Source organism: Scytonema sp. NUACC21 (assembly GCF_054684315.1).
In genome coordinates, this window is sequence record NZ_BAAFZH010000106.1 from 192149 (window position 1) to 215724 (window position 23576).

Sequence of the window (23576 nt, forward strand, 5' to 3'; positions counted from 1 at the left end):
TTATGCTGCCAGTTATCTATTCCGACGAGTTTCTGGATCACCAGACAGGGTCTTTCCATCCCGAAAAACCAGAACGCTTAACGGCGATCGCGACTGCCCTAAAACTTGCTCCTTTTGCAGAACAAATTGAATGGCGGCTACCCTCCTCTCCAGAAGCTCGCCCCCTCATGCCTTTCCTGCAACAAGCCCACACCCAACGCCACATCAACAAAATCAAAGAAATTGCTCTTGCTGGCGGGGGATATTTAGATGGAGACACCCCGGTTTCCCCACGCAGTTATGATGTTGCTTTACTGGCAGTTAGTGCCTGGTTGGATGGAATTGATATTGTGTTAGAGACAGGCAAACCAGCCTTTGTGCTAGCGCGTCCGCCAGGACATCACGCTGTAAGTGATGAGGGAATGGGGTTCTGCTTATTTTCCAATGCCGCCATTGCTGCTTTCTATGCCCTGCAAAAACCTGGAATTCATCGTGTTGCCATTCTTGACTGGGATGTCCATCACGGTAATGGAACCCAAGCGATTGTGGAAGAACACCCGCAAGTTGCCTACTGTTCCCTGCATCAGTACCCCTGCTATCCAGGGACTGGACGAGCCACAGACAAAGGCTTTCATGACAATGTACTCAATTTACCCATGCCTCCTGGCAGCGATATAGAGGTATACCAACCAGTATTTGAAAAAAAAGTTGTTCCTTTTCTATCTAACTTTCAGCCAGATTTATTGATTGTGAGTGCTGGTTACGATGCCAACGCCGACGATCCATTGGCAAGCATCAATCTGCAACCAAAAGATTATGGTGTATTCACCGATTATTGCCTGGGAATAACTCGTAAAATCCTGTTCGGTTTGGAAGGTGGCTATGATTTTGAATCCCTTTCTAAATCAGTTGTTGCAACTATTGAGCGCTGTTTAGTGTGAACTACCGCAAGCGAACTGGGTTTTCTCATCTACTTATTGCTGGATTGCTTGATAGTAATTTAACAGTAAATGTAGTTCCCACACCCACTTCGCTCTGCACCGTAATTTCTCCGCCATGTAAGTCCAAACACTTTTTGACCAGAGTAAGTCCCAAACCTGTTCCAGGAATTTTGCCAACATTTTCACCTCGATGAAAAGGCTTAAACACATACTCTTGCTCTTCCCTTGGAATGCCAATACCCGTGTCTTTTACCTGAAAAATGACCTCTCCATTTGGACAAAAGAGTTCCAGATAGATATTGCTAGCTTGAGGTGAATACTTGATAGCATTTGAAAGCAGATTGCTAAGAATGTGCCACAGCAGTTTTTGATCCAAGCAAGCAGTGGTACATTCATCGTGATTTGTGAAAATAATGCGATGGCTTTGGTCTGCACTAAATTGCATCTCTTCCACGAGTCCCTGGCAGAAGTTTTCCAAATCTAAAAGTGCGGGAGCAAATTCTAGTTTGCCTCCTTCTGCTTTCCCAACTGCCAAAACATCATTCAACAGATTTTCCATCGCTCTGACAGATTCTTGAATAAGATATAAGTATTCCCGTTTTTTCACCTCAGGTAATTCAGGGCTGTGATGTTCAAGTAGTTGAGCAGAAGCTAAAATACTAGTCATTGGTCTGCGGAATTCATGGACAACCATTGACCAAAAGCGAGATTTGAGTTCACTGAGTTCTTTTTCTTTGTTCAAAGCCACGCGCACCGCCTCTTCAGACATCCGGCGACGCAGAGCCACTTCAATGGCAGCGTATAATTCTCTTTCATCGAAAGGTTTAACAATATAACCAAAAGGCTCCGTTACTTTGGCTCGTTGTAAAGTTTTTTCATCAGCATAAGCAGTTAAAAAAATGACAGGAATATTAAATTCAGCCCGTATTTGTTCAGAAGCTTTTATCCCATCCATTTTACCTTTTAATCTAATATCCATTAACACTAAATCCGGTCGGGTTTCTGCTGCTTTTTCAATTGCTTCCTCGCCAGAAGAAACGGCAGCCACTACAACATACCCTAAATTTTTCAATCGTTTGGATATATCCTTAGCAACGATTCTTTCATCTTCAACGATTAAAATCCTGGCATCAGCCATTTCCTCCCTCCCCTAACTCCTGCTTTACTTCAATAAATTCAATTATAAATTTTGTTCCCTGACTGTTATCAAGAATTATAGTTCCCTCTAGCTGTTCTGTAAAAGTACATACAAGTTGTAGCCCTAAGGACTCTGTATCTTGGAAATCTATATCTTTAGGGAAACCAATACCATTATCACTAATAATTAGCCTAAATTTATCGGAATTGATTGAATGAATAGTAAGAGAGATTTGAGGTTTTTTGATTGTAGGGTTAAAGGCGTGTTTGAGGGAATTTAAAACGAGTTCGTTAATAATCAATCCACAGGGGATTGCCGTATCAATATTCAACCAAATATCTTGAGCATTTATTTTCAAGGTAATTGGCTGTGTTCTAGCAGAATATAAACTGAGTAAATTGGTTGCTAATTCACGAATATATTCAGCAAAATCTATCCTCAATAAATCTTTGGATTGATACAGTTTTTCATGAATGAGTGCCATAGAACGAATGCGGCTCTGGCTATCATTGAAAGATGCCAGCGCTTTTTCATCTTTGATATAGTCAGATTGCAATCTCAGCAAGCTGGAAACAGTTTGGAGATTATTTTTAACCCGATGGTGAACTTCTTTGAGCAGGATTTCTTTTTCTTTGAGTGATGCAAGTAACTGCTCCTCTGCCCGTTTACGTTCCGCCAGTTCGGATTGAGCTTGCTGATACAGTTCGGATTGCTGGATGGCAATAGCGACATGGGTTGCCAACTGTTGGAGCAAATCAACTTCAAACTGCCGCCAGTACCTGGGTTCGGAACAATGGTAAGCACACAATAACCCCCACAAATGTTCTTTCTGAAGAATGGGTACTATGAGGCTAGCTCTGATGCTATACAAAGCTAAGATATCGATGTGACATTGAGTAAAACCAGCTGTATATATATCCTCTGCGACGAGAATACGCCCTTCTTTGTAAGATTGGGCATAGTTTCTCCCAAAGCAAGTGTCTTGGATAGTGCTGTTTAAAGCTGGTTGCCAATCGGAAGCTACGGATTCGACAACAACTGTGCCACTTAAGTCTGGGTTGAAACGGTAGATAATAACTCGTTCTGTCTGAAGAAACTGTCGTACTTCGGCAACTGTGGTGTTAAGTATTGCATCCCAATTGAGTGATTGGCGAATACGAAGTGCCATTGCGGTTAAAAGGCGATTGCACTCAAGCTGTTCCATCAGTGCGGCTGGGGTCTGTTGCACCTCGGTTTCTACACAAACGTCACTAGCTTGTGATATTTCTGTTTTTTTATTTTCAAACTGTTCAATAGAATGCTGCAGTTGCTCTACAGTACGCCGCATGAGTGCGACATCAAGTGTTAGCAAAAAGGTCGTGGGTGTAACAATGCCTAAAATTTCTTCTGAGCGATCGCACACCACAAATTGCTGCACCTTTCGCTGTTGCATTTTCCAGTAGGCAGCCAGTATTGTTTCTGTTGGGTTGCAAAGCAATAGTGGTGTATCCATTACGGACCGAGCTTGGGTCTGTGATAAATTTATTCCCAGAGCCTGAAGTTGGACGATATCCTGCTCCATAATCAGCCCGACTGGCTGAATGCCTGCCTCTCCATCCCCTGACGTTAACACCACACCATTAACTTGATGTTCTGCCATCAGCTGAGCTAAGCTAAGTGCCGAAGTTGTCATCGATGCCTGAATCACCGGATTGGAAATGACCTCTGTCAACTGCTGTGATTTTAGTAATTCATCTAGTTGCAGCGATTGACAAATACTTTCGAGGGTGATCATCCCAACCAGTTGTTCCTGAGTGTCCACAATGGGTAGGTGGCGGATCTTATATTGGCGCAGCACTGACAGAGCACTAAAAATATCTTCTGCTTCAGATTGTGATAGGGTCAATACTGGCTGCTCGATCCAATCAGCAACTTTCACCTCTGCTAAATTCCTGCCTGAGGCAATGACTTGTACAACATCAGTTTCAGTAAAAATTCCAACTAATTGTGTACCTTCTACTATCAATACACCGCTGCTTCTAGCTTTAGTTAGTAATACAGTTTCTGGTCGCAAATTCAAATTGGGTAAAACACAGCTGCTACGAGCTTTGCCCATAATTGTAATTGTGTCTATAACTGACGTATCAGGAGTCACTTTTAGAGGGCGACGGTCAATTGCAGGTTCTAAGCTAAACAAAGATGCTGATGACTCTGACTCTGGCATACCTAAGCTAAGGGATTTCTGCTATAGTTAGAGTTTACACTGAACTTACCCGTTTGACAAAAGCTGTAGTGTATGCCTAGTAAAGTTAAAAGTTCAACTCGCCATAAGCTATTAATTACAACAGAAACTGCATAAGCTCCGTAGCTCAACACCTATTTACTCGTGCAACTATAGAACTAGGTTAGTTCATAGCAGGAGATCGCACAACCTATGGGTGTTTCATCCAGATATTGGAAAATATGGCGAGTCAATCCAGCTAGTGAACGAGTTGGGTACAAACTCTACTCAGTTGCTCTGGCACAGGATTTCTATCAGAAACAGTTTTCCCGTAACCAAAATGGGGACGTGGAGGCTGCGCTCTATTCTTACTTCTACAACAAAAAACTTGAGGTTGAAGATAAAAACCGTGCTGTTGCCGGACTTTGCCTGAGGTGCTATGTTTCTGACCCTATATTAAAAGCTTGTCAAAAAATTGACAGTTTATTTGGTAATGAAAAGCAGTTTACCTACCAGGACTTACTGCCCTTTGTTCTAAATGATGATGGTGAAAGCTTGATTGTTCCAGATAAAGATGGAAAAAACCAACTTATTCTGGAAAAAAACGGTGAACCTAAGACAGCCGCTTACAAATTCTTTTCTGTTAAAATCTTACAAACATACAAGCCTGATTCTCAGTCTAGAATGAGTTTAGACAACTGGGCTTATTTACAAACTAGACAAAATTCAGAAATAAAAGATTTTTTATCAGAATTTGGATTTAAGCATCTGAGTGATTGGGCGCTAATGAATCGTGTTAGAGCCAAACAACTAGACCGTCTTTCACTGCGGCAGCGTCATTTGGTGGAAGTTTTTCACGCCGTTTATCGTCGAGATAGACAACAGCAGCGTTCTCAACAAGCCAGACGCTGTCCTGAACCTACCAAGGCTCAACAGCAAGAAATGCTTGTCCTGTTAAAACGAAGAAATGTCATTATTAATGACTCGGTGGAGTTACTTAAAGAACTCAAGCAAATTGTTGTACAACTAAGGCAGTATGATATCTGGAGCCATAGAGAACCAATAGAAATTCAAGATCCGGAAACTGGCGGTTATAAACTCAGACCTGATTTACCTACTAATTCCTTAAATGAAGTCGATCTGGAACAACAAGAATTTTTACAGTTCTTACAGAAGCATCTGAAATTAGCTTTAGTTAAGGCAGTCAAACAAGAAATTCAAGCTAGCATTATCCGATTAGAAAAAAGCAAAAGATATGCACCACTAGCCCAAAAGTTTCTTCCCGGATTAAAACTATATTACGGTCATGGTTTAGCTCTGAAAGAAATTGCCCCCCAATTAGGAATGTCTAGCTGGGATCAAGCAAGACGGGTTTTAAATCCGGGTGAACTTTTAAGTAAGGTGCGCTCTCTTACAGTCCAACAACTGCTCGACAACATTTTAAAGAAGGCTGAGGAAAAAGGCTTGACCAAAATTCCTCCAGAGCCTGATTATCTTAAAACTTTGTCTGAGCAAATAGAAGCTTTTGTAGATGAAGAAGTTTTTCAGGAAGCTTCTGAAGAAATTAGGGTAGGTAAAAATCGGTCAATGAATAGTGTATATGCTCAACAAGTTATTCAATATTTAGAACAAATGTAAATAAAAAATGAGGAGGTAATTATGTTAGAATCATTATTAAATTCAACAAGCGGCAGATGCATTTTACCAGAAGCTATTTGGTTGGAGCCAGAACATTTTTATCAAGCAACAGAAATCAGTAACCGTGTCATGAATGAAGACAAAAAATGGCAAAATTACCTTAACGCATTGGGTTTGTTTGGCTTTGAACAATGGCTTAGTATGCGTATGCCAACACAAGCAATTCCTAGAGAAATACATATCATTGAGACTTGTTCCCAGCTAAAAGTAGGAGAGTTTAAATTTTGTTTAATTTCTAGCGAACATCTGCTAGATGAAGTCGTCAGCATACCTGAAGCAGTCATCGCACCTGGATTGGCATCTCACTTCTATGTGGTGCTAGAAGTTTCAGAAGAACAGGAAGAAGTCATAATTAGAGGTTGTTTACGTTACGATCAGCTTGTCACGTATTGCAGACAGGATTATTTGCAAGATAATTGTTACCAGTTACCGCTAACGATATTCGATCCAGAGCCAAATCATCTATTACATTACTATCTCTATTTAGATCCTAGTTCTATTTCTTTACCTGTCACCTCCACCGAGAATGTGGCGCAAAAGTTAGTGGAAGACTTCTATAACACTAGAACCAACTTGAGCCGATGGTTGGAAGGAATCTTTGATGAAGGTTGGCAAGTCATTGATACATTGATCAACCCAGAAACAAGTTTGGCTTTCAGTACCAGACACGTTCAATCAGGTGCGAAGAGAGCTAAATTAATTGATTTGGGAGTGCAACTGGGTTCTCAAACTGTAGCTTTGTTAGTCAATATAACAGAAGAAAGTGAGGAAAAATTAGGCATTTTAATCCAGTTACATCCTACAGGTGGAGAAAGATTTTTACCAGAAAATATTAAGTTGTCTTTATTCTCTAAAGCTGGTAAAATTCTCCAAGAAGTTAGCTCAAGAACTCAAGATAACTTTATTCAACTTAAACCATTTAAAGGTGAACCAGGTAAGCGCTTCAGTATAGAATTGAGTCTGGATAATGCCAAGGTAAGAGAAAATTTTGAACTATAAAATCAGCAAGTGTTTTTGATGCATTTCGATGTATCAATTTATGGTCGGGGTGGAAGCCTCGAAAGCCACCCTAAAATGATTGCGGAAGAGAAAAATTTTCATGTAATAACTGGTGTGAATAAGCATGATATGGAAGACTGTTAGTGGTTAGTAGGAAAATAAGTTGTCACAATTTTTTCACAAAGGTTAGGTTGATTTCTTCTAACCTAGCGAATGTGAAAGGGAAATTACGTGAAATATTTATTCAGGAACGCTACAGCATCCACAACAAGGTATGATTAAATAGAAAAATAATCACAGCCTAGGGTAATCAAGTGCGTCTTTGTGAATGAGCAAGTCGGTTGTTATTAATTTAGGTCAAGGGGACTTACACCAAGGATTTCCAAGAGTAACTGTTCAAGTTTGGACAGTTGGTTATCCCCAGCCAGAGCAATTTATAGGGAGTTTACCCCCAGCACCAGATTTGGTTGAACTTTGTAGAAATTGGCAAACGATATATCAGAATATCTGCGATCGCCAACAGTGGCGTGCTTTATTAGACGATGATGATGATGAGCTAGAAATTGATGAAGGCGCTATCACCAACGTCTCTGTTGTAGATTTTCATAGTTTGTGCCACAAGGTTCAACAGAGAATGAATGATTGGCTCAAATCTCAAGAAATTCTGAATGTTAGTAGGCAATTGCGTTCTGCACTCAACCCATCTGAAGAAATTCGAGTCATCCTGGAAACAAATGACACATTGTTGCGAAGATTACCCTGGCATCGCTGTGATTTCTTTCAAGATTATCCTCTAGCTGAAGTTGCTCTTTCCAAACCAGAGTACAAACGCGTTCAATTCTTACCGCAAACAGTCTCCAGACAAAAAGTGAGAATTTTGGCGGTTCTGGGTAATAGTTTTGGTATCGACCTGGAAAAAGAGCGTCAATTTCTCAATAATTTACAAGATTCAGAAGTTGTTTTTCTTGTCAAGCCATCAAGACAAGAATTCAATACATCTCTTTGGGACTCCGCAGGCTGGGACATTATGTTTTTTGCAGGTCACAGTCAAACTGAGGGTGAAACGGGCAGAATTTATATTAATGAAAATAAAACCAACAACAGCTTAACAATTGAACAGTTAGAAGAAGCACTCAAAGCAGCTATTGAGAAAGGCTTAAAGCTAGCTATTTTCAATTCCTGTGATGGGCTGGGTTTAGCTTCGGCACTGGAAAAATTGAGCCTTCCCACAATCATTGTCATGCGCGAACCGGTTCCAAATCGCGTCGCGCAGGAATTTTTCAAGCATTTTTTAGAAGCTTTTGCCCTTGAGCGACGTTCTTTATATCTTTCCGTACAACAGGCACGCAGGCAGTTACAAGGTTTGGAAGATGACTTGCCTGGTGCTTCTTGGCTACCGGCGATTTGTCAAAACCCAGCCGTGAAACCGCCAACTTGGCTGAGTTTGGCTGGGATGCCCCCATGTCCCTATCGGGGTTTACTTGCCTTTCGCTCTGAGGATACACACTTATTTTTTGGGCGGGAAAGATTCACCCAAGATTTGGTGACGGCAGTGAAAAAAAAGCCATTTGTGGCTGTGGTTGGTTCTAGTGGAAGTGGTAAGTCGAGTGTTGTGTTTGCTGGGTTGGTTCCTCGGTTGCGCCAACAGACAAATGTTAATTGGCATACTATCGCTTTTCGTCCGGGAAACAATCCAATCGCATCTCTGGCAGCAGCCTTTGCACCTTTGACAGTAAACCAGTACCAGACCCCAGTCGAGAGCTTGAAACTCCAGAGCAAAGCAACCGCTCAATGGTCACTCCTCCCCAAGCAAAACAGCCATTCCTTAGTGGAGTTGGAATTAGAACTAGAACTCGAACAAAACGACAACGCTTTATGTAAAATCATTGAAACCTTTGTTCAAAAAAATCCAGGGACTCGCCTAGTACTCATTGCCGACCAATTCGAGGAACTCTACACTCTTTGTTCTGAAAAAGAACGCCAGCATATCTTAGATTTGCTGCTGCATGCTTGTCATCACGCTCCACGATTTACCTTAGTCGCGACCTTGCGAGCTGACTTTTACGGGTATGCTCTTTCTTACCGTCCTTTCAGCGATGCTTTGCAAGGGGCCGTCCTCAACCTTGCGCCCATGTCCCGTGAAGAACTGCGCGATTGTATAGAAAAGCCTGCGGCACAAATGCAGGTGGAATTAGAGAAGGGATTGACAAATAAACTTATTTATGATGTGGAGGGTCGAACCGGACACCTACCGCTATTGGAGTTCACTTTAACACAACTGTGGTCAAAACAAGAGCGGGGATTGCTCACTCTTAAGGCTTACGAAGAACTCGGCGGTGTAGAAGAGGCTTTAGCTAACCATGCAGAAGGGGTGTACAGCCAACTTTCCGAGGCAGATAGACAGCGATCGCAACGGGTTTTCATGCAGTTGGTGCAGGTGGGGGAAGGAGGGGAAGCAACCCGGAGGTTAGCCACCCGTGCTGAAGTTAAAGAAGAAAACTGGGATTTGGTAGCACATTTAGCATCAAAGCGTTTGGTAGTCACAAACCGTAACGAATACACTGATACCCAAACAGTGGAGATCGTCCATGAAGCGCTCATCGAAAGCTGGGGACGTTTGGAATCCTGGTTGCAAGTTGATGGTGAGTTCCGTCGCTGGCAAGAACAGTTACGAGTGGCAGTCCATCAGTGGGGGAATAGCGCTCGGGATGAGGGGGTGCTGTTGCGAGGAAAACCCCTTTTAGATGCAGAATATTGGCAAACGAAACGATGGGAAGAACTGAGTTTCAACGAGCAAAGTTTTATTCAGTCCTCTATAGACCTGCGCGAACGGGAGGTAAGACAGCAGCAACAACGCCAACACAGGACTATTCTAGGTCTTACCAGTGGAATGGCGATCGCTTTGATACTTGCTGCAATAGCTGGGTGGCAATGGCAAAAAGCCCGGATTAATGAAATTCAGGCAACAACTACATCCTCACAAGCACTCTTTGCCTCAGATAAAAGATTAGATGCTTTTGTCGAAGCACTCAAAGCAAGACACAAATTAAAATCGGCTCCCTTCGCCCCGCCAGAAATCCAAACTCAGGTTGATTTAGCCCTCAGGCAAGCTATTTTTGGGGCAAACGAGTACAACCGTTTGTTAGGGCATGATGCTAAAATCCATAAAGTTGCCTTCAGCTCCAACGGTGATACTATCGCCACAACCAGTGGAGACAGGACAGCCAAATTGTGGAAACTTGACGGCACTTTGTTAAAAACTCTCACCGGTCATAAAGATAAAGTATACGGGGTTGCCTTTAGCCCCGATAGTCAGTTGATTGCCACAACTAGCGAGGACAGAACAGTCAAATTGTGGAAGATTGACGGTACTTTGCTAACGACTCTCAATCATAGCGCTGAGGTTTACGCAGTTGCTTTTAGTCCTGACGGTCAAACTCTTGCCTCTGCAAGCTGGGATGGTGTGAAACTTTGGCAGCGAGACGTTACAGGACAGTTTGCCGCCCGGTACAAAACCCTGAACGGTCATCGTGAAAGCGTGGATGCAGTTGCATTTAGCCCGGATGGTAAAACCATCGCTTCTGCAAGTTGGGACAAAACCGTCAAACTCTGGAAGCGGGACGGGACTGTAATCACAACTCTACAGCACAATGACAGGGTGAATGCGATCGCCTTTAGCCCTGATAGCCAGTTTATTGCCACAGCCAGTTCCGATAAAACAGTGAAACTCTGGAAGGCAGAAGGTTTGGGCAGCTTAGAAACCCGTCCCTACAAAACTCTTAACTCTCATGAAGGTCAAGTTCATGGAGTCGCATTCAGCCCCGATAGTCGGATCGTTGCTTCTGTGGGTTGGGACAGGGCAATCAGGCTTTGGCAGGTTGATGGAACCGAAATCGCCGTGCTCAGAGGTCATAGCGGAACAATTTGGGATATTGCTTTCAGCCCTGACGGTCAAACAATTGCCACGGCTTCTGATGACAAAACTGTGCGATTTTGGCTGTGGAAACATCCTTTATTGACAGTGTTAAACGGTCATAGTGCAGCAGTGCATGGGGTGAAATTCAGCCCTAATGGAGAATTGATTGCCACAGCAAGTGAGGATCGTTCGGTAAAATTGTGGCAACGCAACGGCACCTTAGTCACAACCCTCAAGGGTCATAGTAATTCTGTTTGGGATATTGCTTTTAGCCCTAATGGTGCAACAATTGCTACCGCTAGTTGGGACAAAACAGTGAAACTCTGGAGGCCAAATGGCACCTTCGTAAAATCTCTTGTCGGTCACAGTTTATATGTCAACTCAGTGGCTTTCAGCCCTGACGGTCAAATGTTGGCTTCAGCATCAGATGATACAACGGTAAAACTTTGGCAACTTAAGGTCATGGCGAGCGCAACTCTCAAAGGTCATAGCGATGAAGTTTGGGCTGTCACCTTTAGCCCTGACGGTCAAACCCTCGCCTCGGCTAGTCGGGATACTACAGTCAAACTTTGGCAGCGAGATGGGACTTTATTGAGGACTCTCAAGGGTCACAGCGCCCCAGTAACGGCAGTTGCTTTCAGTCCCAACGGTCAGGTCATTGCAACCACCAGTCAAGACAAAACTGTAAAACTCTGGAAGCCAGACGGCACTTTGGTGACAACTCTCAAGGGACATGATTCAGATGTTTGGGGAGTTGCCTTCAGCCCCGATGGTAAAATAATTGCCTCAACAAGTGGCGACAAGACTGTGAAATTATGGAGGACAAGCGATGGGGAATTACTAACAACTTTCAAGGGTCATAATGCCATCGTGTGGAAAGTCGCTTTTAGCCCTGACGGTCAAACCGTAGTCTCTACAGATGAAGATAAAACGGTACTGTTATGGGATTGGAAACGTTTTCTTAAACAGGATGATGTCCTAGTTGACGGTTGTCGTTTGGTTGGGAATTACTTGCAAACCAATGCAGGTCTACAGGATAGCGATCGCTATCTTTGTGAAGAATAAGAACACTATCAAAAGAAACGACTATAAAACTTTTATCGTTGCGTCTCTATTGAATTAAATTTTTACATTTCATTTTGATGCTTTTTTAGCGCAATTGCACCAAAATTTAAACTTGAATTTCATGTAATAATTTTTACCAGTGTTAAATAAGCTTAAATTTTGCTTAAGGGAGTTTTGTTCAGCGGTAAGGCAAGATGAATTAGAACATATTCCAAGAGGGAATAGGAAAATGATCCACGCTTATGCAGCCAATACAGTAGGTGGAAAACTCGAGCTATTTGAATACGATCCAGGCACATTAAAAGAGGAAGAAGTAGAAATTAATGTGGAATATTGCGGGCTCTGCCATAGCGACCTGAGTATGCTAAAGAACGACTGGGGCAACAGTCAGTATCCCCTTGTCCCCGGTCATGAAGTAGTAGGAACCATTGCAGCCGTTGGCGATCGCGTCACAACCCTTGAAATAGGTCAGCGAGTTGGATTAGGTTGGTATTCCCATTCTTGCATGCACTGCGAGTGGTGTATGTCAGGCAATCATAACTTGTGTTTAACAGCAGAGCAAACTATCGTAGGTCGGTATGGAGGCTTTGCTGACAAGGTGCGGGCTCATGAAGAATGGGTAACTCCACTGCCCGTCGGAATCGATCCCGCCAAGGCAGGACCGTTGTTCTGTGGTGGCATTACCGTGTTTAATCCCATTGTTCAGTTTGATGTGAAAGCAACTGACCGAGTCGCTGTCATTGGAATTGGTGGTCTTGGACATATGGCACTGCGGTTTCTGCGAGCTTGGGGATGTGATGTCACCGCTTTTTCAACGAATCCTGACAAAGAACCTGAAGCCCGTGAATTGGGAGCCTACCACTTTGTTAACTCTCGCGATGCTAAAGCGATTGAGGCAGTTGCTAACTCCTTTGATTTAATTCTCTCGACCGTGAATGCAGACTTGGATTGGGGAATTTACATCAAGGCGCTACGTCCTAAAGGACGATTGCACTTTGTTGGAGTCGTGCCGAATGCAATTCAGGCCTATGCTTTCTCCTTAATCGCTGGGCAAAAATCCCTATCTGGCACACCGCTTGGGAGTCCTACAACAACAGCTAAAATGCTCGATTTCGCTGCCCGTCATGGCATTGAGCCTGTCACGGAAACCTTTGAGTTCGGTCAAGTGAATGAAGCGATCGCCCATTTGGCGGCAGGAAAAGCTCGATATCGGATTGTATTGAAACAAATGTAGTAATGTAGGGTGGGCACTGCCCACCGTTGGCAATCTTAGTTTTTTAGGAAACAAAAGCGATCGCTTCCAATTTTCCAAATAAAAACCCTTTAAAATTATTTATTAAGGTTGCCTTTTCACGATACCGGATATCCCTGCCAAAAATAATGGAACTGTAATCCAACCGAGTAGAGTCGTGAATTTAGCATAGGTATCGTAACTTATCGAGCACCATTTCTTGTTGAAACATACGATGGGTTGAGAAGAGGGAGTCCATTTATCGGTAAATGCGAAGGGTATAACTGGAATAGTTGTCTTTACACCCAGCCAAAAGGCATTCATTGATGTCCAATCTTGTCTTGTAGGGTGAACTAATAGTTTAGTTTCTAAGAGTTGTGGCTTTTGTTGATTTGACCGTTTAATCACGTGCGAATTGTTTAAATCACCTGCTGTTACAGTCCAGTCCAATTCTACCGATTGTAGATTATAGAATAATAACCACGAACACATGAGCACGGGTAAAAAGTAAAAGAAAAACAACCGATTAGTGGCTGTACCGTAGCGAATCGTAAAGTCCAAAACCCAGTCGTATACTTGTTGAAAAGAATATATCCATAGGATTTTGATAAGCCGCAACCTTCCCCTAGGACTTTTCAACAATAATCGCCATTTCCGAATCAGTTTTATGTCTGAACTGATTGTCTCTCTTCTATTCCGACGCCGCATTTCCGTGTAAACACGGTTGGCATCAAGCTGTGCGCCTTGATTTCGCAACCAATTTTCCATAAAAAGGTAAGTTCCTTCATCAAATGGTTGGGTTGCCGCTAAAAATTGGATGTATTTATTTGCAGTACTTTCTTCGTTTTCAGGTAACTCCAGTTGTTGATATTCAAATCCCTCCAAATTAAATTCAAACCCCTCCGAATTAAATTCAAACTCCTCCGATTTTTCTAATCCGTCCTTTTGCGGAGAAATTATTAATTTAATAACTTTTGTAAATGCAAGATTAAGTTTGCTACACTTCGATGATGAAGCAGGTTTAGTAGGCTTCGATGAAAAAGAAGATTTGGAGTGCTTCAATGGTAAATCAATTTCAATATTTAAACAACGAATCGTACATTCCTTAAAATTAATTTCCTTATTACCATTTTTTCTTAAATTAATATTATTTATATTACAGGAAAAATTACTAGAAAATTCTGCTCCTTCTAGCTTTAAATTTCCTTGAATTTTTAAATATTTCAAGTCAACCGAACTGGAAATTCTTGCTCTAATAAGATTAACATCATTCCCAACTTCTGTATAGATTTTTTCGACATTTTCAGCATCAGTGCTCGATTCTGAAGGGAGGGTGAAATGACATTTTAGGCTGCCTGCAATTTCTACTCCTTTCAGGACTAGATCTTGAGCAATTTGAGCACCTCTAAAGTTGACACTACCTAGTACTTTTGTTCCAGCAAGATTAATATTCTTCCCAATTTCGGTGCGATGGTTTGCTTTCACCTCGCAGTCTAATTTACTTTTTATTTCGGCTCGTTTTAAATCTAGATCGCCAAAGATTTTTGCACCACTAAAGTCAACTGAACCAAAAACCTGTGCTTCCGTTAGATTCACGCGTCCCCCGATTTCGGTACGATTGCCTTCCTCAGACTGACAAAACAAATTTTCCTTAATATTGGCTCCTTTCAGGTCTAAATCGTTTGTGATTATTGCTCCACTAAATTTCATGGAACCTGTAACTTGGACTCCAACACAGTTTGCCTTGCCAAGAATTCTAGTCTGGCGATTTTCCCATGATTCACAGAATACATTACCGTTAATTTCAGCTCGTTCGAGAGACAAACCTTTTGTGATTTTAGCCCCGCAAAAATTAACAAGTGGTGATATTTTGGCTCCACTGAGGATAGCTTTTCCACCAATTTCGGTATAGTGCCACTGCTGTTGCTCATCTTGCTCTGGTTTACAATCTAAAGCACCTTGAATGTCAGCAATTTGCAGTTCTAAATCACCTCCAATCTTAGCTCCACTAAAGTCTGCCCTACCTGATATTTTTGCACCAATCATCCATACATCACCGCCCACTTCGGTGCAGTAACCCCTCCTGAGATTACAAAATAAATCTCCTTGAATTTCCGTGCTTTGAAGAATTAGATCCTTCGCTATTTTCGTTCCACTACAATTGAGTTCATGTACAATTTTGGCTCCTATCAGAGAAACCTCTTCGTTGCATACTGTTTGTTTTTCAGCTAAGGAGTGGAGTACTAAGTTACCAATTTGACTGTAGTTCAAATTTAATTTGACATTAGCCTGCAATGCTCGTGTATCTAAAATTCCTTTAACATAACTACGTTCAAAGTTAGCTAAATTTTGAAATTTTTCTTGAGTTGCTTTAATCTCTGCTTCTGTAAGTACTAAATTTCTCTCGATTTCTGTATCAGAAAAGTTGATGTTCTGCTCAAAAACACATCCCGTTAAGTCAACTGAGCGTTTGAAGTGGGCTTCACTGACATCAAAATGCTCTCTAAAGGTTATATTGTGTAAAACTAACTTATGGTCGTAACTTACTGAGTTTAATTGGATAAAATCTTCAACTATTGCGCCATTAATTGGTTCAATTGGTTCATTATCAATGATACTTTTCATTAACTCAGCGCCTGAGATAATACCCCGTTCATCTGGTGTTAACTTCTTGCTATTTGCCATATATTCTAACTATGTGACGACAGTGCCCGTAGCAGCTAAACTGCCAGATGGAACAACATCCTGACGATTTTCCATTGCCACGACCAAGTCTGCACCGTCACGCTAAGGGCATCGGGATCGCCAAATTCAAATTGGTTTGAATAAGTAGTCATATGCGATTCTGGAAGAAGTGATTATTTATAGATGTCAGTAGAATTGACTTATGCGCTTGTTATCAGCCTATGGGCTTGAAGCGCCCAAATGTTCATGATGAGGTGTCCCTGGTACCAAGGAGAACGGGTTGAAAAAATGCGTGGTCTAAGCGTATGACGTTGGTAAAGCCTGCCTTTGTTATCAGGTGCATCAAATGATTCGGATGAATGGCGTAGTAGCGAGATCGCATGATGTAAGTTGTGGCACGTTCGGTCTGTCGATCGTCTTCAATCAAATACATCGCCAGATCGTAAATTTCTCCTTCAAAATCCCATACTTGAAATATCAGATATCGCTTTCCCGCTTCCTCCCGAATGCCATAGGGTTTGACAATACCAGTTCCCCTCGGTTCTTTTTCGTAATCTCGAATGGTTAGCAAACATCCTCCACCGGGGCGCGTGCAGGCATACATTTGTTGCAAGGCTTTCAAAATCTCCCAGTCATCCAACAAATGAGGAATAGAGTTGTCGCAGGACACCACCAGATCGAATTGAGTCTGGTAATGTTCGTAAACCTCTCGCATATCGCAGACCGAAAATTTAATCTCTAGCTGTCGTTGTTTGGCTTCTTGTTTAGCTCTTTCGATTTCTTTGGGTGATAGGTCAGATGCCGTTACAGTATAGCCTTTGCTCGCCAACCCGAGTGCCTGAGTGCCAATGCCACAAGAAACATCTAGAATGTGCCGAACGCGATCGCCCCAATATTCACTAATAATATTGGATAATTGGGTTGCTTGCTTCTCAATTGCGGCATCCCAATCGCCATAAATCAGGTGATAAAAAGGAGTGAGTCCATCGTAAAAGTTAGCCATAACAATCCATCTCTAGCCAAAGGTCAACTAAAGGATAAAGTATGAAGGATGAAGTATAAAATAAAACCTGTCAAGAGATTTAGGGGCAAGTATTCATCTATCAACCTAATTTTCATCCTTTATCCTTCATCCTTTTTAGTCATGCTGCGATAAATTGAGTCACTATCTCGGATGCTTGAGTGAGGCATGAGAGGTCGATAGCAGTGTAGTAGGTCGAATGATGGGCGAGTGCCTCCACAACCTTCGCCAGGTCAGCGTTACCAGCGCGTACCCCCAATCCGTTAATGGAGCATTCAATTTGCCTTGCCCCTACATCTAACGCAGCCAGCGAATTATCTACCGCAAACCCCTGGTCATCGTGGCAGTGAACTGCTAAAGTGCAAGAGTCAATATTGGGGACTCGATGCATCACCGTTTCAATTAGATGAGAAAATTCCACTGGTGAGGTAACTCCCAGACTGTCAGGAATGGCGATCGTCGTTGCACCACTTTTAATCGCTGTTTCAACCGCTTTGCACAACAAGTCAGGATGGCTGCGCGTAGCATCAAATGCTGACCATTCCACATCTGGACAGTAGTTCCTTGCCAGCGATACACTGCTTGCGATCGTTTCCAAAACTTCTGATGCTGCCATATTCGTCTGAATGCGAACTGGAGTGAACACATTAATGCGTCCTCGAACAGCAGGCTTAAGCGCCACAGCAACCGCAGCAATTTCATCTGGTTTACTACTTGCCAAACCGCAGATTGTAGAACGTTTGACCTGCTTTGACACCATGAAAATTTCATCACAGTCTTTGCGGAAAGCCCCCGGATAACCAACCTCTATTGCATCCACTCCCATTTCGTCAAGAATCATCGCCAAGCGAATCTTTTGCTCGACTGTCAGCTTGCGTTCCAAGGCGAGTTCTCCATCTCGTAAGGTCGTATCAAAGATTGTAATTTTAACGGTTTGGCTTACGTTATGCATGGCAGTTTGGATGATAATTCAGATAGAATCATCGGTCTTCAGAACCAGAATAACCGTGTTTTGAGGGCATTGCTGCAAAAAAATTATGTTCTCAACAGGTTTTAGTTGTTGAGAACCAGATTGTAAATATGTTTTTGCACATAGGGCAGGTGCAAGAGCGCTATTGCTTTCCAACATTCAACTATTAAACAATTGTGCGGATATTCCCGTTCATATCTGCCTTGGCTTAATAGTCAGATGAATTGAGCACTCACCAATGCTTGTGCTCCTTGAGCGATCGCTAATATATAAGGTTAGAGCACACCTCACCAAAACCTGACTCCGCTCCTACCCCTTTGGGGAACGCTGCTCTTCCCTCCGCGACGCAATCCGATCGCAAACGGGGCGGCTTCACAAAGTTTCTTCTCCATCACCTGGTAAAGCACTCAGTTCTTGCCAAGTTTTTAAACCAACAATTCCATCTACAGAGAGCCCTCTGCTTTTTTGAAAATCTTTCACAGCAGCATCTGTTGCTGCACCGAAAATTCCATCAATCTTTAAAAATAACCTTGGAACACTTATACTTTGAAACATCAATAACCGTTGCAAAACTTTGACTGCTACACCAGAACTACCATTGTTAAGAGTTGGAAGAGTTGTTTGTGTTGTATTGCTCATCTATTGTAGAGAAGTATTTATTGAGTTTGACAATAACTAACTTCTGCAAATTTACTTTCGATTCCAGAAATCAAATGAAGGACTACCCTCTAGGGTACCCAGTCAAGATATGGTTCAAAACCTTTTGTCAATAAGTACAGATACTCAGTTTAGTAGTAAGACTGTGGTGGAAAACGCGTAATTTGCGAAACTATGCAATTTGCACTTCTTTTGAAAACCTAGGCAGCGTTTTTAGTTTTTGTAGTAATTGAACAATAAATGTTGCTAAGGGAAAGCACGTTATCGATATTGCTAATAATTATTTTTACGTAATTTTACAGATGCATACCACTACTATAAAAGATATCTTATATTCTTCATGTGATTTGAGGAAAGAGATATGCGATTACCGAATTTGGAAGAAATCTGAATAGCAGCAGGCTAAGCTGGTGTAGTTTGGAGCCTTTTCTATGCTTATTAGTAGTATTGCTCTAGAAAAGACTCTCTTATGATGTATGTAAATTAACTTTCGCATGATTGCCCCTAGAGAGTTTCAGCTTTATCTACAATCTATCCTTAATGCATCACGCAAGGATACTCGGCTGGAAGTAAGCGAACGCTATGTTTCAACGTTGGCAAGAGTATCATTGCAGGTACAAAGCTATACAACGTCGAATGCTGACGAACAGGAGCACCAGGAGAAAAAGCAAGAGCAGTTGGCGGTGCTCGAGGGGCTCAGAAAGTATGCTCCAGATCACGTACTGCTGGTAGGTAAGCCTGGTTCAGGAAAATCCACATCGCTATGGCAGTTGCTGTGGGAAGAGTCGCGCTATTGTCTTGAAGCAATTGAGCAAGGCAAGAATGAGGTTTCCCCAATCCCTGTCCTAATTGAACTGCGCTATCTTGGCAGTTCGGTGTTAATAGCAATTCAAAAAAAACTGGAATGGTGGGTTGAGATAGATGAAAAGACCTTAAAAGTTCTCTTGCGCGATAAACAATTGCTGCCAATCTTAGACGGTTTGAATGAATTACCCAATGACAAAGCTTGGCAGGAAGTAAATGAGTTTAGACAATTATGTGCTGATTTAAAAGTTCCTTTAATCTTTGCCACGCGAGAACTGGGTTCGGGCTCGAATTTGGGCATTGCTAAAAAACTAGAAATGTTGCCACTAACCGAACCTCAGATGTGGGAGTTTGTTCAAAAGCGGTTGTCGGAGACGAGTGGGGAGCTATGGCGGCAGATTAAGGGACGGCTCCGAGATCTGACAGAAACACCACTGTTACTGAAGCTGTTATGCGATGTTTTTGAGCAGAATGGTGAAATTCCTATAAACCGAGGCGATCTGTTTCGTAAGGAATTTGCGCGACGGTATGAGGAATTTAAACCCGAACGATTGAGAAACGTTTCTGAGGACTCACGTCGTTTTACGTTCGACCTACTCAGCTATCTTGCCTTTACGATGGTTCAGGGTGATCCGCATACCGATCCTTGTAAACCCAGTGCTTCTTGGGTCACGATTCCCAAGACTCAGGCAGAGAAAATATTAGCCACTTTTCTGGCAGGTGATAACACACCAGATGTGGCTGTTATGCAAAAGGCTAAAGAGTGGTTAGAGGATTTGGTGGAATGGCATTTGCTCCAAGTAGCTAGTAACCCTGAGCATCTTGAATTTCACCATCAACTGTTTCAGGAATATTATGCGGCAGAGTGGTTAGTACGGCAGTTGGCAGAGTTGAATGATGAGGAACTGAAGTATTATTACTTGAATTATTTAAAGTGGACAGAACCGCTGGCAATGGCGATGACGTTTGTTGAGTCTGAGGCGTTGGTAGTAAGAATAGTAAGGCTAGCAATGAAAGTGGATTTACAACTAGGAGCAAAACTGGCTGGAGGAGTTAAGCCTGAGCATCAAGACAGAACCGTAAGCATGATTACTGATTTGAATATTCCTGAAAAGTTCAAAATAAAACTTTTAGGTATGACAAATTCCGATGCTAGTATTCCTTTTCTAAACCAAGCCTTGGAAAATAGTAGTGATTACTTTACAAAAAATGAAGTTGCTGATGCTCTAGAGAAAATTTACAGTCTTGCTTCCATCCCTCTTCTTAAAAGAATTATAGAGAATGCCGATTCTCAGCTTATGTTTAAAATTGCTTGTACATTAGCTCATTATGGTGATGAGACAGCAATACCAATTCTTTGGGATGGTCTAAATAATAAAGAATCTCATATTAGAGCTATTTTCGCCCTAGAAGAAATTAATCGGGAGATTATGATTACTGGACTGCATGAAATCTTACAAACAGGAACTTCAGAAATACGTCAGCAGGCAGTTCTTTCTCTACATTTGCTTCTTAAGCGTGGATATGAGAATATATTACCTCTTTTAATAAAAGTATTAGATGATGAAAATAGCCAGGTTCGTTATCAAGCAGCATTTGCCTTAAAAAATGAAGGAGAAGAAGAAGTTCTTTCTGCCCTAGGCAAGCTTTGGAAAGATGAAAATATTTCAGTTCGGATGATTTTTTCTTTGGTATTTAAGGGACAAGAAAGAGAAAATTTAATATCTGAAATTACAAAATGTCTTTTAGCTGAGAGTTCCGTCCTTCGTAAACAAGCAGCAGAAACTTTAGGAATAATAGGCACAAAATCTCAATCTGCCATAGAAGTACTTTTCAATGTTGCATTTTCAGATCAAGATTTTTTGGTTCGCAATAGTGCTTCCACTGCTATGATTCAAATCGGTAACTCAACTGTAATACAGACCTTATCCGAAATTCTAGAGCAGGAAGAAATTGAAGTAATCCAATATACTTCAAATCATTCATTAGCAGTTATTATATTGATGCAGATTCCAAGTAGGGAAACAATTCCTATATTAAGTCGTGTTTTGAAAGATAATAATAAAAGTTTTATCCTCCGTGGAAATGCAGCCAAAGCCCTTGGAAACATAGGCGATTTTTCTGTAATTGATATTCTTGTAGAAATCTTCAATAATGAAGAAGCTGAATATGTTATCTTTCATGCTCTTTTTGCTCTTGGCAAGCTTGGCATCGAAAATCTTGAAACTGCTATTGCTATTGGTCTAAAACACCCAGATCCTTCTATTCGCCAAGAAGCTGTAGAAACCTTAGCAATAATTGGAACTGATGCAGCTAGTTCTGGTTTAATTCAAGTTCTTACCGATGAAGACTTTTCAGTTCGTTTTACTGCTGCTTGTGCTTTAGGAAGAAATGGTGAGCAAGCTGCTATTCCTGTTTTGGTTGAAGCACTAGGATATCGCAACTGCATAGGGTGGGAAGATTCAAAAGTGTGTGAAGATGCTATAGAGGTTTTGATCTGTATTGGTGAAGCAGTTCTTCCTGCTTTGGAGAAAGCTTTAAATACTTTGGACTATCAAGTTAAGCGAAATGCTGAGAAGGCTATTAGAAAACTTATCACTCCTGTCACGGCTAACTTGTTAACTGATGCATTTGATAGCGATGAAGTATTAGCTTTTGATAGCTTAAATCATGAATTAGCAGATCGACTTGGTAACATTTATAAAATTTCAGACCTTACAGAAATCGTTTTGTCAAGTTCTGATGATCCTTGGGAAGCAATCTCTAAGCTAAACGAAATCGCTTCTCCTGAAAATATCTCTCAATTTTATAAACTTATTTTCGAGGCTCAATCAAATAATATATTTAAGTACTTTGCTAATATAATTTTATCAATTCAGTCACGGTGTCAGTTCTACAACTACGACATCTTTGAACATGGCACCCATACTCACACCCAAAATTACGCAAACTCTGAAACACTGAAACAACAAATATCTGGTCAGCAGCGCAAACAACTACAAGATGCTCTAGTGGATGCGTTTCCTACAAAATCATCACTAGAGCAAATGTTGTCGTTTGGGTTAAATAAAAAACTAGCAGCCATTGCAGGAGAAGGTAATTTACAAGAAATTGTCTTCAATATTTTGAAGGAGGCAGAAGCACAAGGATGGATTAAAATTTTAGTTCATGCTGCCCGTCATTCAAATCCTGGAAATTCAAAGTTACAAGCTATTGCCCAAATGCTTGGGAGTGAATAACTATTCAAACTGAGTGCATTCTTGCCAAACTCAAATGCTTCTTCAATCGTTTCTACCGCTTCTAAGTCCTTATAAAACTCCCACTCTTTTATTTAGGTTTAAAGTTATATAAATCCAACTTTTCAACTTGTTTTAAGTGACAAAGCACGTTGTAATCTTCAATTTTATTAGCCAACCTTGAAGCTGAAAATGGGCTGGCGTCCTTGAGAGCATCAACTAGAGCGCCGGTACAGTAGTCAAGCAGAGAAGTAAAACACACATTTTCTCTCGACTGCAATCCTTGATATTTCGTGAATTTAGAGACGCGCCATGGCTCGTCTCTACACAAAACTAGGTTATTTATGATTTCTGTACCGATGCTCTAGTGATAATCTGCGTTTCCAGATAATTGAAAATTTCCTGTTCTGCTTGAAACCACTCCCCATTTAATCGAGATCGCGCAAATTTTTGGGGAAGATTATGAGTTGTACTATTCGGGTACCAAACCTTGGCTGTTTAAACTTATTAAGTAGTTTGCATACCAGATATTGAATTCAAGTGCATTCTTAAAGTCATCGGAACGGTGCGACAGTGCCTCCACAACAGCTTCTTTACTGGTTTCAGGTAGGGCAATAATTTGGGGCTTTTGAGGGACGCGAAACTGAGTGTGGTCGTGAAACGCGATTGTGACAATAGTTCCCAATGACTTGCCTTCTGTTGACTTAATAGTGCTCCACATCCAACGCTGTTGGTCAGTTTCTTCCTGATTGCCCCACTCTCTTGAGATGCTGAAATCCCCAGGCAATCTGGGTTCGGGGCGCAACAAAGCCTGCTTAAGCTGCTTGTGAACGGGTAAAAACAGCCAGCTTAGATACATTCCATATGCCATATCACCCGCTTTAGTGAATACGTATACTAACTTATCCATATTCTTCTTAATTAGAGCTTCCCAATTAAGAGCAATATGGCTCTCAATGTATTGAGCGAGGGTAAAAATATCGTTCTTGTTGTTTTCCCCAAGAAATTCCTGTAATGATTCCATCGAAAACGACTT

General features: G+C 41.6%; 14 protein-coding genes. 6 read left to right on the forward strand and 8 right to left on the reverse strand.

What is annotated here, in order from left to right; genetic code table 11:
- Positions 1-2 precede the first annotated feature (2 nt).
- Entirely contained in the window at positions 3-920 is a 918-nt protein-coding gene (locus ACYRY3_RS38675) for a histone deacetylase family protein (RefSeq protein WP_460207046.1), read from the forward strand.
- A 25-nt stretch (positions 921-945) separates the two neighbouring features.
- Here the strand turns inward: ACYRY3_RS38675 and ACYRY3_RS38680 are convergent, their stop codons facing one another.
- Both ACYRY3_RS38680 and ACYRY3_RS38685 read right to left on the reverse strand, forming a co-directional pair.
- The gene (locus ACYRY3_RS38680) at positions 946-2058 is read right to left on the reverse strand and encodes a hybrid sensor histidine kinase/response regulator (protein ID WP_460207047.1); all 1113 of its coding nucleotides are present in this window, start codon (positions 2056-2058) and stop codon (positions 946-948) included.
- Positions 2051-4261 (reverse strand): histidine kinase dimerization/phosphoacceptor domain -containing protein, encoded by a 2211-nt coding sequence (locus ACYRY3_RS38685; protein ID WP_460207048.1) that lies wholly within the window; start codon positions 4259-4261, stop codon positions 2051-2053. Before ACYRY3_RS38685 ends, ACYRY3_RS38680 begins: the two co-directional genes overlap by 8 nt.
- 210 nt (positions 4262-4471) lie before the next feature.
- Between ACYRY3_RS38685 and ACYRY3_RS38690 the strand changes: the two genes are divergently transcribed.
- The 4 genes from ACYRY3_RS38690 (at position 4472) to ahr (ending at position 13170) form a co-directional block, all read left to right on the forward strand.
- Entirely contained in the window at positions 4472-5896 is a 1425-nt protein-coding gene (locus ACYRY3_RS38690; RefSeq protein ID WP_460207049.1) for a hypothetical protein, read from the forward strand.
- Positions 5897-5917: 21 nt separating this feature from the next.
- Positions 5918-6955 carry a DUF1822 family protein gene (locus ACYRY3_RS38695; RefSeq protein ID WP_460207050.1) on the forward strand — a complete coding sequence of 346 codons (1038 nt, stop codon included), beginning with the start codon at positions 5918-5920 and terminating at the stop codon, positions 6953-6955.
- A gap of 328 nt (positions 6956-7283) precedes the next feature.
- A complete protein-coding gene (locus ACYRY3_RS38700; protein WP_460207051.1) occupies positions 7284-11936 on the forward strand; it encodes an nSTAND1 domain-containing NTPase in 4653 nt (1550 codons plus the stop codon).
- Positions 11937-12165: 229 nt separating this feature from the next.
- Positions 12166-13170 carry an NADPH-dependent aldehyde reductase Ahr gene (ahr, locus tag ACYRY3_RS38705; protein WP_460207052.1) on the forward strand — a complete coding sequence of 335 codons (1005 nt, stop codon included), beginning with the start codon at positions 12166-12168 and terminating at the stop codon, positions 13168-13170.
- Positions 13171-13272: 102 nt separating this feature from the next.
- On the opposite strand, the gene ACYRY3_RS38710 is transcribed toward ahr, so the two are convergent.
- The 5 genes from ACYRY3_RS38710 to ACYRY3_RS38730 all read right to left on the reverse strand — a co-directional run bounded on the left by ACYRY3_RS38710 (position 13273) and on the right by ACYRY3_RS38730 (position 19469).
- Positions 13273-15852 (reverse strand): hypothetical protein, encoded by a 2580-nt coding sequence (locus ACYRY3_RS38710; protein ID WP_460207053.1) that lies wholly within the window; start codon positions 15850-15852, stop codon positions 13273-13275.
- A 244-nt stretch (positions 15853-16096) separates the two neighbouring features.
- Positions 16097-16855, reverse strand: a complete 759-nt coding sequence (locus ACYRY3_RS38715; RefSeq protein ID WP_460207054.1) for a class I SAM-dependent methyltransferase — start codon at positions 16853-16855, stop codon at positions 16097-16099.
- Between the two features lie 139 nt (positions 16856-16994).
- Positions 16995-17825, reverse strand: a complete 831-nt coding sequence (locus ACYRY3_RS38720; protein ID WP_460207055.1) for a beta/alpha barrel domain-containing protein — start codon at positions 17823-17825, stop codon at positions 16995-16997.
- A gap of 390 nt (positions 17826-18215) precedes the next feature.
- Positions 18216-18482 (reverse strand): peptidoglycan-binding domain-containing protein, encoded by a 267-nt coding sequence (locus ACYRY3_RS38725; RefSeq protein WP_460207056.1) that lies wholly within the window; start codon positions 18480-18482, stop codon positions 18216-18218.
- Positions 18483-19196: 714 nt separating this feature from the next.
- Positions 19197-19469 (reverse strand): hypothetical protein, encoded by a 273-nt coding sequence (locus ACYRY3_RS38730; RefSeq protein WP_460207057.1) that lies wholly within the window; start codon positions 19467-19469, stop codon positions 19197-19199.
- A gap of 128 nt (positions 19470-19597) precedes the next feature.
- Between ACYRY3_RS38730 and ACYRY3_RS38735 the strand changes: the two genes are divergently transcribed.
- Positions 19598-22543: a HEAT repeat domain-containing protein gene (locus tag ACYRY3_RS38735; RefSeq protein WP_460207058.1), complete on the forward strand. Its 2946-nt coding sequence runs from the start codon at positions 19598-19600 to the stop codon at positions 22541-22543.
- Between the two features lie 469 nt (positions 22544-23012).
- Here ACYRY3_RS38735 and ACYRY3_RS38740 read toward each other — a convergent pair whose 3' ends face one another.
- Complete coding sequence (locus ACYRY3_RS38740) at positions 23013-23564, reverse strand: DUF6022 family protein (protein WP_460207059.1); 552 nt, start codon at positions 23562-23564, stop codon at positions 23013-23015.
- Positions 23565-23576: the final 12 nt, after the last annotated feature.

What these genes read in the sequence shown, in the direction of transcription:
- ACYRY3_RS38675 (WP_460207046.1), top strand. Translation starts at nt 3, where the DNA reads ATGCTGCCAGTTATCTATTCCGACGAGTTTCTGGATCACCAGACAGGG.
- ACYRY3_RS38680 (WP_460207047.1), bottom strand. Translation starts at nt 2,058, where the DNA reads ATGGCTGATGCCAGGATTTTAATCGTTGAAGATGAAAGAATCGTTGCT.
- ACYRY3_RS38685 (WP_460207048.1), bottom strand. Translation starts at nt 4,261, where the DNA reads ATGCCAGAGTCAGAGTCATCAGCATCTTTGTTTAGCTTAGAACCTGCA.
- ACYRY3_RS38690 (WP_460207049.1), top strand. Translation starts at nt 4,472, where the DNA reads ATGGGTGTTTCATCCAGATATTGGAAAATATGGCGAGTCAATCCAGCT.
- ACYRY3_RS38695 (WP_460207050.1), top strand. Translation starts at nt 5,918, where the DNA reads ATGTTAGAATCATTATTAAATTCAACAAGCGGCAGATGCATTTTACCA.
- ACYRY3_RS38700 (WP_460207051.1), top strand. Translation starts at nt 7,284, where the DNA reads ATGAGCAAGTCGGTTGTTATTAATTTAGGTCAAGGGGACTTACACCAA.
- ahr (WP_460207052.1), top strand. Translation starts at nt 12,166, where the DNA reads ATGATCCACGCTTATGCAGCCAATACAGTAGGTGGAAAACTCGAGCTA.
- ACYRY3_RS38710 (WP_460207053.1), bottom strand. Translation starts at nt 15,852, where the DNA reads ATGGCAAATAGCAAGAAGTTAACACCAGATGAACGGGGTATTATCTCA.
- ACYRY3_RS38715 (WP_460207054.1), bottom strand. Translation starts at nt 16,855, where the DNA reads ATGGCTAACTTTTACGATGGACTCACTCCTTTTTATCACCTGATTTAT.
- ACYRY3_RS38720 (WP_460207055.1), bottom strand. Translation starts at nt 17,825, where the DNA reads ATGCATAACGTAAGCCAAACCGTTAAAATTACAATCTTTGATACGACC.
- ACYRY3_RS38725 (WP_460207056.1), bottom strand. Translation starts at nt 18,482, where the DNA reads ATGAGCAATACAACACAAACAACTCTTCCAACTCTTAACAATGGTAGT.
- ACYRY3_RS38740 (WP_460207059.1), bottom strand. Translation starts at nt 23,564, where the DNA reads ATGGAATCATTACAGGAATTTCTTGGGGAAAACAACAAGAACGATATT.